Origin of the sequence: Carboxylicivirga mesophila (assembly GCF_018271975.1) — a bacterium.
GTDB lineage: Bacteria > Bacteroidota > Bacteroidia > Bacteroidales > Marinilabiliaceae > Carboxylicivirga > Carboxylicivirga mesophila.
On sequence record NZ_JAGUCN010000021.1, the window covers coordinates 16,497 to 29,200 of the forward strand.

Below are 12,704 nucleotides of genomic sequence, written 5' to 3' on the forward strand. Positions count from 1 at the left end.
GGTTTGCAAATCAACAAATGTCCAAATCAACGATTCAACTAATCACCATTGATAGAATGACTGTAGCAGAACAAATAAAATCAACCACTAAAACCGGCTTTTCCTTTGAACTACTACCACCACTCAAAGGCAATAGTATTGACAAAGTATTTAATACCATTGAGCAACTAAAAGCGTTTAACCCGCTCTATATAAATATCACGTCGCACAGGGATGAGATGCAGTATAAAGATACTGCCAATGGGCTGTATGAGCGGCGCGTGATTCGTAAACGACCAGGTACTGTAGCCGTGGCAGCATCAATCCAGCATAGTTACGGCATTAAGGTTGTACCACACATCATATGCAGTGGTTTTACAAAAAGTGAGACCGAGTACGCTTTGATTGACCTCAATTTTCTGGGAATTCATGATGTTTTATTGTTGAGGGGTGATAATTCCAATAAAGCGCGATTTGCTTCCACATCAGAGGAAAGTAATAATTATGCGCTTGATTTGGTCAATCAGGTGAATGAATTAAATGCCGGACAGTTTCTGGATGGCACATTACTCGATGCATTTGATACGCCTTTTAGTTATGGTGTGGCCGGTTATCCTGAGAAGCATGAGGAGGCTCCTAATATGGAATCTGACCTGTACTGGTTAAAACAGAAAGTTGACGCTGGTGCTGAGTACATAGTTACCCAAATGTTCTTTGATAATAGTAAGTACTTTGAGTTTGTTAAGAGAGCTCGTGCAATGGGCATAACGGTTCCTATTATCCCCGGTTTAAAGCCTGTTACGTTAATGAACCAGCTTACGGTGCTGCCAAAAATTTTTCACGTGGATATCCCGGAGGATTTTGCCAAAGAAATCAGGAAATGTAAAAATAATGATGAGGTGAAACAGGTAGGGGTAGAGTGGTGTATTCAGCAGGCAAAAGAACTGATACAGCATAATGTACCTATTCTGCATTTTTACACCATGATGGCCACAGCAAGTACCCGCAAGGTGGCGGAGGCTATCTATTAAGGGAATTACCTTTATTTTAATTGACCATTTAACATCAAAATATCAGGATGAAGAAATTAGTAACATTAACAAGTGTGGCAATAATGATAGTCACACTGGCTTGTCAGTCGACGGCCAAAAAGGATAAACAAAAGGAAAGTCAGTCAATTCAGGAAACAGAAGAGCAGGCAGTAACGGAAAGTATCAATATGCCAGCTTATTTTCAGGCTGCTTTGGAGGGCGATTTAGATAAAGTCAAGGAAGCAATCGGCAATGGCATTAATATCAATGCGATGGACGAAAATCAGCACAGTGCTTTAATGCTGGCCGCTTATAACGGACATCACCACATTGTTTCAGTATTGCTTGAAAATGGAGCTGAGGTTGATGCTGTAGATGGCATGAACCGCACGGCGCTGATGTTTGCCTCTACCGGTCCTTTTACACAAGCTGTCGAAGTGTTGATACAAGCCGGAGCCAATGTGAATGCCACAGATAATGAGGAGCAGTGGACACCCGTGATGATGGCGGCTTCAGAAGGTCAGCTGGAAGTTGTTAAGCTATTGGTAGCTAACGGAGCCGATCTTTCCATGGTGGATGTGGATGGTGAATCGTCACTGGATTTTGCCCAATCAAAAGGCCACCAGGAAGTGGTAGCCTATATTCAATCGCAAGTGAAATAATTAAAAGTCAATTGACTTAGCAACTAATAGAGGGGAGATGTCCATGAGGCATTTCCTCTCTTCTTTTATCTTGCATTTGGTACTGCCATCTTTGGTACACGGTCGACAAGGTAAATCCACCTCCATTATTTTCATCTTTGGGTTTGATGGATAGCCGAAAGCTGTTGGGCCAATAATCGCCTGTCCGGGTTTCTGAAACAGGTCAGCTGCATGTAAGAAGCCGGTATCGCCACTGATAACATATGGTGAATGCCACACGGCACAGAAGCTTTCCATTAATGAGGTTTGACCTGCCAGGTTAATCACACGCTCAGGAGCAGCTGCTTTAATTTCCTCACAAAATGTATCGCCGGGCCCTCCTAATACCACAAAGTGCAGGTCTTCTCTAATTTTAACCAGCTCTTGCCAGTATTTAACCGGCCAACGCTTCAGTTCCCACGCAGCTGATGGTACAAGGGTCACAAACTTCTGGCCTTGGGGTAGCCGATTTAAAACCAGCTCTTCTATCTTTTCTTCTGTTTCACGTGGAAAACGCCAGTCGTTAAAAGGTGTGTTAAACTCATTTACCTGCCATTTTTTCAATGGCTGACGAAACGAGTCTAGTGCCTTAAATGGTTTTGGAAGCAGATTAACACCAAATTTAAACAGCAATAAGCGCTTGAGGCGATCTTTATGTCGCGTTACCAGCTTGTTTCTTTTAAATATGTTACAAATACCAAAGGGGCACAACACCAGTTTAAGGATGTTTGAGCGAATATTACTATGGGCATCATAGATTAGGTCAAATTGCTCCTTTTTAAGTTTCGAACCCAGCTTAAAAACGCCTCCAAATCCTTCTTTCCTATCAAAGGCCCAAATGCGGTCGATGCGTGGTTCGATCTTAACCAGCGACTCCATGTCGGCGCGCACCACCCAGTGAATTTCAGCCTGTGGAAATTGGTTTTTAAGGCCAGTTACCACCGACATGCATTGAATGATATCACCAATTGAACTTAATCGTATAATAAGGATCTTCATGCTTTAAAAAATATAGTAAAAGAGGTGTATAAACCGCTTCGTTGAGATGTAATTAAAGCGCAAAAATAACAAAATCCCGGTGTATTGCCGGGATTTCATTTGTGTTATATCGTAAACTGACTATTAGCTCTTATGGATTAGGATGGTCACCTTATTGTTTTCACATTCTAACACGCCACTTTTGCAGTCAAAATACTCTTCGCTACCTGTTTTACTAATCACCCTAATCTTCCCTTCAATAAGCACGGAAATGATGGGTGCGTGATTCTTAAGCAAGGTAAATTGCCCTTTCTCACCAGGCACGGTCACCAATCCAACCGGTGCATCGTAGATGACCTTTACTGGTGTCACTATTTCGCAATGCAGATCTTCCATTAGGCTGATTTAGCTTGTTTCAACATGTCTTCACCTTTGGCAATAGCTTCTTCAATGGTACCCACCAGGTTAAAGGCTGATTCGGGGTATTGATCCACTTCGCCGTTGAGTATCATCTTAAAGCCTTTGATGGTGTCTTCAATAGATACAAATACACCTTTCAGACCGGTAAACTGTTCGGCCACATGGAATGGTTGCGACAGGAAGCGTTGTACACGACGTGCACGGTGCACTACTAGTTTATCTTCCTCTGATAGTTCTTCCATACCAAGGATGGCGATAATATCCTGTAACTCTTTGTAGCGCTGTAAAATCTCAATAACAGCCTGAGCGGTATTGTAATGTTCATCACCAACAATTTCAGGCGTTAGCATCCGTGAAGTTGAATCCAATGGATCTACAGCGGGATAGATGCCCAGCTCAGCAATCTTACGGCTTAATACTGTTTTGGCGTCCAGGTGAGCAAAGGTTGTTGCAGGAGCCGGGTCAGTCAAGTCATCGGCAGGCACATATACAGCCTGTACCGAGGTAATTGAACCATGCTTGGTAGAAGCAATACGTTCCTGTAAGGCACCCATCTCAGATGATAGGGTTGGCTGATAACCTACTGCAGAAGGCATACGGCCTAATAGTGCAGACACCTCTGAACCAGCCTGCGTAAAACGGAAGATGTTATCCACGAAAAGAAGTACATCGCGTCCTGAACCTGTGCCGTCGCCATCGCGGAAACTTTCGGCAATGGTTAAGCCTGACAAGGCCACGCGTGCACGTGCACCAGGAGGCTCATTCATCTGACCGAATACCATGGTTACCTGTGATGTATCCAGCGCATCTTTATCTACTTTCGATAAGTCCCAGCCACCTTTTTCCATATCTTCTTTAAAGGCATCGCCATAATTTACAATGCCTGATTCAATCATCTCGCGAAGCAGGTCATTACCTTCACGGGTACGCTCACCAACACCGGCAAATACTGATAATCCATCGTGTCCTTTGGCAATGTTGTTGATTAGCTCCTGAATTAATACGGTTTTACCTACACCAGCACCACCAAACAAACCAATCTTACCACCTTTGGCATATGGTTCAATCAGGTCAACTACTTTTATACCTGTAAAAAGGATTTCGGCCTGAGTAGATAGTTCCTCGAATGATGGCGGATCGCGGTGAATGGGTTTACCACCTTCTTTGGTTACATTACCGATGCCATCAATGGCATTACCCACCACATTAAGCAGGCGGCCTTTAACGTTTTCGCCCGCTGGCATGGTAATAGGACTTCCCAAATGGGTCACTTCCAGGCCACGCATCAAGCCGTCTGTTGAATCCATCGCAATACAGCGTATGGTATTTTCGCCAATATGCTGTTGGCACTCAATAATAATTGAAGGATGACCTTCGCGCTTAATTTCTAAAGCATCTAAGATATTAGGTAGCTCCTGATCGTTAAGGTCGAAGCTTACATCTACAACCGGACCAACTATTTGAATGATGGTACCAACCAATTTTTCCATATTATGCGTATTATTCTCGCGTTGATAATGTTCCTTTATCGGGAACGCTCAATGAGCTTAACTGCGAAATGGCGCAATTGCTCTTTCATGCTTTCACGACCATTGACCTTGTTAAGGGCGGCAATGGCTTTATCAAAATAGAAGTTCATTTTTTCTCTGGCTAATTCGTCTACCTTTAGTGTGTTGTAGATGGTTTTAACAGCTTCTATTTTTTCCTGAGCATCAAAGTCGACAGCGTTTATCCATTTCAGAAGGTCATTGCGCAATGAACCCGACGCCAATTGTAACGCATTAAGTAGTAAAAATGTTTTCTTGTTGGCAACAATATCTCCCCCAATTGCTTTTCCAAAAGTTTCGATGTTACCATACACATCCAGGAAGTCATCCTGTAACTGGAATGCCAGGCCAATATTCTCGCCAAATTCATATAGCAAATTTGCGTCGTCATCACTGGCACCACCTATGATAGCACCTGTTTTCAAGCTGGCAGCCAGCAATACGGCTGTTTTCAGCCTTATCATATTCAGATAATCCGATACCTCCACATCGTCGCGGGTCTCAAACTCCATGTCGTACTGCTGACCTTCACATACTTCAATGGCTGTTTGACTGAATAAGTCAATTACTTTTTTAAGGTGGTGCCCATTAATTTCGGAAGCGTATTGGTAGGCTTTGATCAGCATGGCATCGCCAGAGAGGATAGCGGTATTCTCGTCCCACTTTTTATGCACAGTTGCCTGGTTGCGTCGCACATCGGCATTATCCATTATGTCATCGTGCAGCAAGGTGAAGTTATGAAATATCTCCAGTGATAAACTGGGCTTCAGAGCTGGCTGAATATCATCGGTAAACAGGTAGCAGCCTGCCAGGCACATGGTTGGCCGTATGCGCTTACCGCCCATTCCCATTACGTATTCTATCGGCTGATACAGGCCTTTGGGCTCAACCACAAATTGTTGTTTGCTGATTTCTTGCTCTACCAATTTTTGAAGGTCGGTTATTGTGTACATAAATTGATGTGTGTTATTCTGATTTAAGCTCGTGTTTCTTTTCTATTCTTAGTTCTTCCAGTTCAATGTCTTCATCTTCATCATAAATATGTAATAAAGGCTCTTTGAACGATTGATTAGTAATAGCCTTCTCTAACGTTAACAACAACGCCGGCAGAAGAATAAGGTTTGAAAACAGAGCTATTAAAAGCGTAACGGCTACTAATATACCCAATGCCACGGTGCCACCAAACTGCGATACACTGAAGATTCCAAAACCGAAGAATAGAATGATGGATGTGTAAATCATGCTCACACCGGTTTCCTTTAAAGCCAATACCACAGCTGCCCGGATGCTCCAGTTGGTCTCTGATAGCTCTTGCCGGTATTTAGCCAGGTAGTGAATTGTATCATCGACACTGATACCAAAGGCTATACTAAAAACTAAGATGGTGGATGGTTTAATGGGTATATGGAAAAAGCCCATGAGTGCTGCCGTCATAATAAGCGGAAAGATGTTTGGTATTAAGGATACCAATACCATTCTTTTGGATGAGAACATCCAGGCCATGAAGGAGGCGATTAGTACAATGGCTAATAGCAGACTGGTAAACAGGTTGCGTACCAGGTAATCGGTTCCCTTGAAAAACACTACGCTGGCACCCGTTAGGGAGGTGTAATATTTATCTGAAGGAAATACACTATTGATGGTTTCTCGGATTTTTTTATCCAGAACAGCCATCTCAGTGGTGCCAATATCCTTCATGCGGAAGCTTAAGCGCGCCCGCTGCTTGGTTGAGTCAATAAACGTAGTGACCAGTCCGTTGTTGGCTGTTGCCTCCGTATCGCTTTTATTGACATACGAAAGAATAAAATTACGCTCCTGGTTACTGGGCACTTTGTAATGTCTTTCTTTACCATTATAGAAAGCCTGACGTGCAAACTTCACCACTTCAACCATAGATAAGGGATGTGAGATGGCATCAAATGCTTTCAACTCTTCCTGCAGCTTGTCCATGCGTTTCAGGTTACTGCCCGATATGGCGCCATTGGCTTTCTTTGTGTCAATCATCAGCTCCAGTGGCATTAAGCCATTAAAGTTTTCTTCAAAAAATTTGAGATCGACATACAAAGGATCATCATGGGGGATGTCATCAAGCATAAAGCCCGTGGTTTTAATCTTCGAAATTCCGAAGATACCCATTAGTAGCATGATTCCGGCTACCCAATATACTTTCGTTCTGTGATTTAATGAGATGCGCACCAATCCGTTAACTGCTTTGCCTACCAGTTGATTATCGAGGTGATTGAGGTGGCGCTCCTTTGGTCCATCCAGGAAACTGAAGATGATGGGGATTAAAAGGATGGACAGGACAAACACGACCATAATGTTGATGGCTGCAATCACACCAAATTCAACCAGGATTTTACTACTGGTGAAAATAAATGTGGCAAATCCCGATGCAGTGGTCAGGTTGGTAAGAAATGTGGCGTTACCTATTTTGCGGATAACACGCTGCAATGCCTTGATTTTATTTTTATGCTTTCGGTATTCCTGATGATACTTGTTGAGAAGAAATACTGAGTTGGGGATACCAATGACAATAATCAATGGCGGAATCATACCGGTTAGGATGGTGATTTTGTAGCCGAAAATCCCTTGAATACCTAAGGCCCAAATAACAGCAATGCCTACCACCAGCATGGAAAACATCACCACCTTAAACGAGCGGAAGAATAAGAAAATGATAAGCGCTGTAATACCTAAAGCGAGGAAAATGAACATGTTCAATTCCCTCTTAATCATTTCGGCTGTTACCACTCGTATAAACGGAAGTCCTGAATAATGTATATCGTGTCTGCTGTTCTCAACAAATTGCTGCCCTGCTTCTTGAATATCTTCAATCAGTTTCACCCGCTTTTTGCTGTGCAGGAGCTCATCATCAAGCGTAATGGCCATTAAAAAGGCATCTGTGTTTTCGTTGTATAAAAGCTCTTTGTAAAATGGCAGTGAATAAAATACTTCTTTAAGTGAGTCTAGCTCAGTTTGGTACTTGACCTTTTCAGGAAATATAGGCGCTATTTCAAAGCGCTTCTCTTTGCTATTCTTTTTAAGGTCATACGATTGTCCCACTGAAAAAACGGAGGTAACTCCATTGATATCAAGGAGTGATTTAGATAGTTCCTGCCAATTATTAAAATCACTAAGCTCAAAAAAATCTTCGTTCTTAATACCAATAATAACCATGTTTCCTTCATTCCCATAGATATTCAGAAACTCTTCATACTCCAAGTAGGTTGGATCATCTTCTGGTAGCAGGGGGGCATATTGGTACGACATTTCAATCTGTCGCGACATGATGCCCATGAAAACGGTTACTATAAATAATGCTATTAGAATGGCTATTCGGTTACGCAGTATGTAGCGTGCAATATTAATCCACATCTCTTAATCTTCTCCTTTTTTGTGATTGTGCGAAAATAGGTAAAAAGGGTTTGTTGGGCAATGATTTATTTGTCGCAGGTAACCGAGGCAATAACTTCAATGTCAAACCAATGTTCTGCTTTGTTCGATTGGGTATGAAATACGCTTGTTTTATTTTGGTGCAGAAGATTTGTCAGCTCATCTTCTACCAACTGTGCCAAATCGGGGTTAGTGAGTAAAATCTTCAATTCTTCGATAAGTATTTCTGATGAACTATAGTTACTGATGACTGCTTCAATAGCTGTTTTGTAGAAGTCTATTTGCTCATCAATGCTATTGGCTTGTTGAGTACTAAGGTTGCCGATTAAGACTTTTTGCAGACATGGCAGATAGCACGATTGTGTCAGACCATTCGTGTTTTTTTGGTACTGGGCAGTTGGAAAACCATCTTTTGATGCTGCTATAAAGTCAATGCAAAATGCGCCTGTTTTGATGCTGTTATTCAAGAGTAGTGGGTAACCATGCTTAAAAAGGGTGGGATCGAAATATAAAGATCTCACTTCTTCAAGTGTTGCCAGGTTGCTCCACCCGGTAGAAGCAATATTTTTACCTTCCAGATCTTCCATGTAGTTGGAGACGGTTGCCAGGTGACCCATGTGCATCTCTTCATGGTCGAGTAGCTGTTCTGCAAAATCATAACTCAACTGGATGCTACGGAGAATATCCTTCTCCTCAGTAAAATGTATCCCGCCTGAAAACACCAGTTTATCATCGTTAATGGTTACAACGGTGTAGGGGTGTTTCTGAAACTCTTTGCAGCTAACTACTGAATCGGGCTCGTCAAATAGTGTCAGTTTTAAAAGTGCTTTGTTGCTAATATCAGCAGCTTGCTGATTAATCAGTGAAAAAGCTGGTATGTGTTCCCCAAACAGTTGTTTGAAACTATCTGTCAGATGAGTCTGACAGCTGATGATATCATCGGAACTGTCCAGCGAAATATAGCACTCAAGTTTGGCTATGCAGGCTTTATTAAGGTTTAAATCGGCAATGAATGATGACAGCTCTTCGCTAATCTCCTTTGTTTTGCCCAATAATAATAAGGATGAGTCTATTTTTAGTGAGGTATGTTTCATTTGTTTTGTGTTGATGTTTTGGAGGTGTTTGACACCTATTTATTTAGCGTGGTTGGACTAGAAAAGTTGTGCAAAGTTAAGTGAAATGGCTTAATTTTTAACCCGTCATTTTGGATTCTTTTGTCCTAAAAATCAAAATTATTAAGGTAAAAAGAAACAATATAAGTTCTGGTGCGTACCAAAGCGCATTAAGATGTTGAATTTTGTAGGACAGATTTATTATGAAAAAGGTTTTATTCTTTTTGGCTTTAATTGTTTTACCTTTAGCCGGAAACGCTCAGGTAGCCAAGTTTAAGTCAGTATTTACATTGAGTTTCATAAGGCACATTGGCTGGACTGAATCAGCCAAACAAGGGGACTTTGTGATAGGAGTTGTGCGCGACAGGGAAATCGCTGATTGGATGACGAAATTGTCTGCAGGTAAAAAATTCGGATTCCAGAATGTTGTTATTAAAGAGTTTAAATCTCCGGAAGAAGTTGTAGATTGTCAGGTGGTTTACGTTTCATCCAACGTTAACTTCTCGAAACATGCCGCAACTATTGTAAGTAAAGTTAACGGCGGAAGCACGTTAATAATTACCGAAGCCGAGGGTGCATGTAATTCGGGATCGATGATTAACTTTGTGGTTAGAGATGATAAACTTAAATTTGAGATCCATAAAGGCAATGCTGCTAAATTTGGTTTGCAAATTAGCTCAAAGCTAGAAGGGATGTCAAATGCAATAAGCTTATAACAAGTAATCATGAAAAACATCAAACTGAATATTGCCCAAAAATTGTTAGCCGGGTTCGGACTTATCCTGTTGTTAATTATAGCTAACGGAATCTGGACTTATTCTACGCTAACAAGTAGTAAAAATTTGAATCGCAAATTAACAGGTCTGTATTCTCCCTCAACTACTAAGCTTGAGAGTCTGGCTGATGCTGTTAATGAATCTAAAATGCTTATTCGTAGCTGGGTATTTATTGATACACAGTCCGGAACACCTGATAAGGTGCGTTTGGGTGAATTGCATTCCACCGAGTACAAGGCTTTGAAAGAAGAATTACTTGCCTTAAGCAAGCTTTGGATTGAAGAAGAGGGAAATGAGGAAGATGTGGAGACATTAAACACTATCTTCCACGATGTTGATTCTTTATTTCAGATGCAGCAGTACGTGATGAGTAGCCTGAATTCATTTGAAGCTTACGAAGATGCCATGGTGCTGTTCGAAGTGGAGCCAATGGTGCAGGAGGGTGGTGAAATTATATCATTGTGCGAGTCAATTGATACTACAATTCGTGAGTTAACAACTAAATATGATGAGGCAACTAATGTAGCCTTATCTGGTAGTAACAGAAGTTTTACCGTGTTGCAGTGGGTTATTATTATTATGAGTTTGCTGGTTATTGCCGGTGCACTTGTTACTGCCTACATGCTATATAACTCCATTATTACGCCGCTTAACAAAGGTGTTACTTTTGCACAGGCTATTGGGCAAGGTGATTTAACGGCCACAGTTGATGTTGAACAGGATGATGAAATTGGTGATTTGGCCAGAGCTTTGGTTAGCATGGCTGAAAACCTTAAAAATACAGTGAATACCATCAAGTCAAATGCCAATGATTTGGTGACTTCAAGTACACAATTAAAGTCAAGCTCTTTACAACTGTCTAAAGGTTCTGCCGATCAGGCTGCTTCTGCCGAGGAAGTGTCAACTTCTATTGAAGAGATGGTAGCTAATATTGATCAGAATACTGATAATGCCATTCAAACAGAGAAGATAACTGTTGAAACAGCTAAAGATGTAGGTGTTGCCGATGAGCTTTCCTCACAGGCTGCTAAAGTGATGAAGGATGTTTCTGAGAAGATCACCATCATCAGTGATATTGCCTTCCAAACGAATATTCTGGCGCTGAATGCTGCTGTTGAAGCAGCCAGAGCAGGTGAGCACGGAAGAGGATTCTCTGTTGTGGCAGCCGAGGTGCGTAAATTGGCCGAGCGCAGTAAAACTGCAGCTGATGAGATCGTATCTCTTGTTTCTACAGGTCTGAAGGTATCTACTGAAGCCGGCGAAAAATCAAAAGCGCTGGTGCCGGATATCGAGAAAACCACGCAGCTCATTAAAGAAATATCTGCTGCAAGTATGGAGCAAAAAACAGGAGCTGAGCAAATTAACCTGGCTATGCAGCAACTCAATATGATTACGCAGGAAAATGCATCATCATCTGATGAGTTGACACAGAGTTCTGATTTGTTGGCTAATTTAGCCGATAACCTGAATGAAGCAGTTAGCTATTTCAAGCTTGATAAAACATTTGCTAAGGCGACCGATAAAACAGGTAAGAAAGTGGCGAAAACGCCTGTGGAAAATACTACTGAGAAGGTAGCTGTTAAGTCTGAGCCAAAGGCAGCACCAAAGCCAACAACTGGCAATGGGCAGAAAAAGGCCGATAATCCATTCTCTAATTTCGATAAGGATTTTGACCTGGATAATTACGAGAAATTTTAAGGTGTAGACCATGGAGAATTTACCATATTCAGTACTAATTGATGAATTGCCTGAGAAAACAATGATGCGCTTCTCAGGGCAGCTAATCATTAATCACATCGAAAAAATTACAGGAACTGTAAAAAACGGTTTGATAACCGATAAGGATTTACAGATCGAAGTCGATAATCCTGAGAGTGTTGATGTAACTTTTATACAGCTTTTATTGGCATTAAAAGCAACATTAAGTGCCAACGGAAAAAAAGTAGAAGTAAATGCTGAGTTAAGTGATGATATAAAAAAGCTTATCTTGAACTCAGGTTTTCAGTATGTTCTTAATTAATCTATAATAACTAGAATAATAATTATGGCTAAAACAGTTCTCATCGTTGATGATTCAGAAAGTATCCGCGAAGTAGTCAACTTTACCTTGCAGAATGAAGGTTATGAGGTATTGGTGGGCGTTGATGGTGAAGATGCTCAAAAATTCCTGGACGGCAGAACAATTGATATTGTAATAACCGATCTTCATATGCCAAACCTCGATGGCCTTGGGCTGATTCGTAAGATAAGAGAGATTGAAGCATATAAGCATATTCCAATCTTATTCTTAACAACCGAATCACAAGCTTCAAAAAAGATGGAAGCTAAGCAGGCTGGCGCTACCGGGTGGATTATCAAACCATTTGTTCCAGCTAAGCTATTGAGTGCAATTTCTCGTGTCTTAAGATAAGATGAGAGTTAAAAATATTTTCATTAAAGAAACTTCTGATAATCTGGCTGTTCTTGAGGAAGAACTGACTAAGCCTGTTAACCTGTCAAAAGAGGCTATTGAAATGGTTGTGCGAACTATGCACAATATCAAAGGAACAGCCCCTATGGTAGGCTTTACAGCATTACCCGAAATTGCCACACCGGTTGAACAGGCCTATAAAGAAGTTCTTGATAACAAATTGGTGGTGAGCAATCATATGGTTGAGAAAACCAAAACGGCGGTGTCGGTCATTCAACAACTGCTTGTTAATGAGGAATCGCACACGCCACAAACAGAAGAAGAGCAACAGCTTTTGATTGACTATTTTAACGCCATCACAGGTTAAACGCGTAA

General features: G+C 41.4%; 13 protein-coding genes. 7 read left to right on the forward strand and 6 right to left on the reverse strand.

The genetic code is table 11. From position 1 onward, the window contains the following. Positions 1-17: 17 nt before the first annotated feature. Entirely contained in the window at positions 18-1,010 is a 993-nt protein-coding gene (gene metF / locus KEM09_RS16495; RefSeq protein WP_244825068.1) for a methylenetetrahydrofolate reductase [NAD(P)H], read from the forward strand. 47 nt (positions 1,011-1,057) lie between these two features. Further along, a complete protein-coding gene (locus tag KEM09_RS16500; protein ID WP_212229950.1) occupies positions 1,058-1,672 on the forward strand; it encodes an ankyrin repeat domain-containing protein in 615 nt (204 codons plus the stop codon). Here KEM09_RS16500 and KEM09_RS16505 read toward each other — a convergent pair whose 3' ends face one another. The 6 genes from KEM09_RS16505 to KEM09_RS16530 all read right to left on the reverse strand — a co-directional run bounded on the left by KEM09_RS16505 (position 1,673) and on the right by KEM09_RS16530 (position 9,125). Next, entirely contained in the window at positions 1,673-2,689 is a 1,017-nt protein-coding gene (locus tag KEM09_RS16505; protein ID WP_212229952.1) for a glycosyltransferase family 9 protein, read from the reverse strand. 123 nt (positions 2,690-2,812) lie between these two features. Next, positions 2,813-3,064: an ATP synthase F1 subunit epsilon gene (atpC, locus tag KEM09_RS16510; protein WP_212192062.1), complete on the reverse strand. Its 252-nt coding sequence runs from the start codon at positions 3,062-3,064 to the stop codon at positions 2,813-2,815. Continuing rightward, positions 3,064-4,578, reverse strand: coding sequence for a F0F1 ATP synthase subunit beta (atpD, locus tag KEM09_RS16515; RefSeq protein WP_212229954.1), 1,515 nt, complete (start codon positions 4,576-4,578; stop codon positions 3,064-3,066). Before atpD ends, atpC begins: the two co-directional genes overlap by 1 nt. Before the next feature lie 35 nt (positions 4,579-4,613). Continuing rightward, positions 4,614-5,588 carry a polyprenyl synthetase family protein gene (locus KEM09_RS16520; RefSeq protein ID WP_212229956.1) on the reverse strand — a complete coding sequence of 325 codons (975 nt, stop codon included), beginning with the start codon at positions 5,586-5,588 and terminating at the stop codon, positions 4,614-4,616. A 13-nt stretch (positions 5,589-5,601) separates the two neighbouring features. Continuing rightward, positions 5,602-8,013 (reverse strand): efflux RND transporter permease subunit, encoded by a 2,412-nt coding sequence (locus tag KEM09_RS16525; RefSeq protein WP_212229958.1) that lies wholly within the window; start codon positions 8,011-8,013, stop codon positions 5,602-5,604. A gap of 65 nt (positions 8,014-8,078) precedes the next feature. Further along, on the reverse strand, positions 8,079-9,125 hold the full coding sequence (locus tag KEM09_RS16530; RefSeq protein ID WP_212229960.1) for a hypothetical protein: 1,047 nt from the start codon (positions 9,123-9,125) through the stop codon (positions 8,079-8,081). Positions 9,126-9,346: 221 nt separating this feature from the next. Here KEM09_RS16530 and KEM09_RS16535 point away from each other — a divergent pair, with 221 nt between their 5' ends. Genes KEM09_RS16535 through KEM09_RS16555 form a run of 5 tightly spaced genes read left to right on the forward strand, consistent with a single transcriptional unit; the run spans position 9,347 to position 12,696 of the window. Then, positions 9,347-9,859, forward strand: coding sequence for a YfiR family protein (locus KEM09_RS16535; protein WP_212229962.1), 513 nt, complete (start codon positions 9,347-9,349; stop codon positions 9,857-9,859). Positions 9,860-9,868: 9 nt separating this feature from the next. Further along, entirely contained in the window at positions 9,869-11,617 is a 1,749-nt protein-coding gene (locus KEM09_RS16540) for a methyl-accepting chemotaxis protein (RefSeq protein WP_212229963.1), read from the forward strand. A gap of 10 nt (positions 11,618-11,627) precedes the next feature. Further along, positions 11,628-11,939, forward strand: a complete 312-nt coding sequence (locus tag KEM09_RS16545; RefSeq protein ID WP_212229964.1) for an STAS domain-containing protein — start codon at positions 11,628-11,630, stop codon at positions 11,937-11,939. Between the two features lie 24 nt (positions 11,940-11,963). Beyond that, a complete protein-coding gene (locus tag KEM09_RS16550; RefSeq protein WP_200463503.1) occupies positions 11,964-12,329 on the forward strand; it encodes a response regulator in 366 nt (121 codons plus the stop codon). Between the two features lies 1 nt (position 12,330). After that, complete coding sequence (locus KEM09_RS16555) at positions 12,331-12,696, forward strand: Hpt domain-containing protein (protein WP_212229965.1); 366 nt, start codon at positions 12,331-12,333, stop codon at positions 12,694-12,696. The last annotated feature ends 8 nt before the right edge of the window (positions 12,697-12,704 follow it).

What these genes read in the sequence shown, in the direction of transcription:
- metF (WP_244825068.1), top strand. Translation starts at nt 18, where the DNA reads ATGTCCAAATCAACGATTCAACTAATCACCATTGATAGAATGACTGTA.
- KEM09_RS16500 (WP_212229950.1), top strand. Translation starts at nt 1,058, where the DNA reads ATGAAGAAATTAGTAACATTAACAAGTGTGGCAATAATGATAGTCACA.
- KEM09_RS16505 (WP_212229952.1), bottom strand. Translation starts at nt 2,689, where the DNA reads ATGAAGATCCTTATTATACGATTAAGTTCAATTGGTGATATCATTCAA.
- atpC (WP_212192062.1), bottom strand. Translation starts at nt 3,064, where the DNA reads ATGGAAGATCTGCATTGCGAAATAGTGACACCAGTAAAGGTCATCTAC.
- atpD (WP_212229954.1), bottom strand. Translation starts at nt 4,578, where the DNA reads ATGGAAAAATTGGTTGGTACCATCATTCAAATAGTTGGTCCGGTTGTA.
- KEM09_RS16520 (WP_212229956.1), bottom strand. Translation starts at nt 5,588, where the DNA reads ATGTACACAATAACCGACCTTCAAAAATTGGTAGAGCAAGAAATCAGC.
- KEM09_RS16525 (WP_212229958.1), bottom strand. Translation starts at nt 8,013, where the DNA reads ATGTGGATTAATATTGCACGCTACATACTGCGTAACCGAATAGCCATT.
- KEM09_RS16530 (WP_212229960.1), bottom strand. Translation starts at nt 9,125, where the DNA reads ATGAAACATACCTCACTAAAAATAGACTCATCCTTATTATTATTGGGC.
- KEM09_RS16535 (WP_212229962.1), top strand. Translation starts at nt 9,347, where the DNA reads ATGAAAAAGGTTTTATTCTTTTTGGCTTTAATTGTTTTACCTTTAGCC.
- KEM09_RS16540 (WP_212229963.1), top strand. Translation starts at nt 9,869, where the DNA reads ATGAAAAACATCAAACTGAATATTGCCCAAAAATTGTTAGCCGGGTTC.
- KEM09_RS16545 (WP_212229964.1), top strand. Translation starts at nt 11,628, where the DNA reads ATGGAGAATTTACCATATTCAGTACTAATTGATGAATTGCCTGAGAAA.
- KEM09_RS16550 (WP_200463503.1), top strand. Translation starts at nt 11,964, where the DNA reads ATGGCTAAAACAGTTCTCATCGTTGATGATTCAGAAAGTATCCGCGAA.
- KEM09_RS16555 (WP_212229965.1), top strand. Translation starts at nt 12,331, where the DNA reads ATGAGAGTTAAAAATATTTTCATTAAAGAAACTTCTGATAATCTGGCT.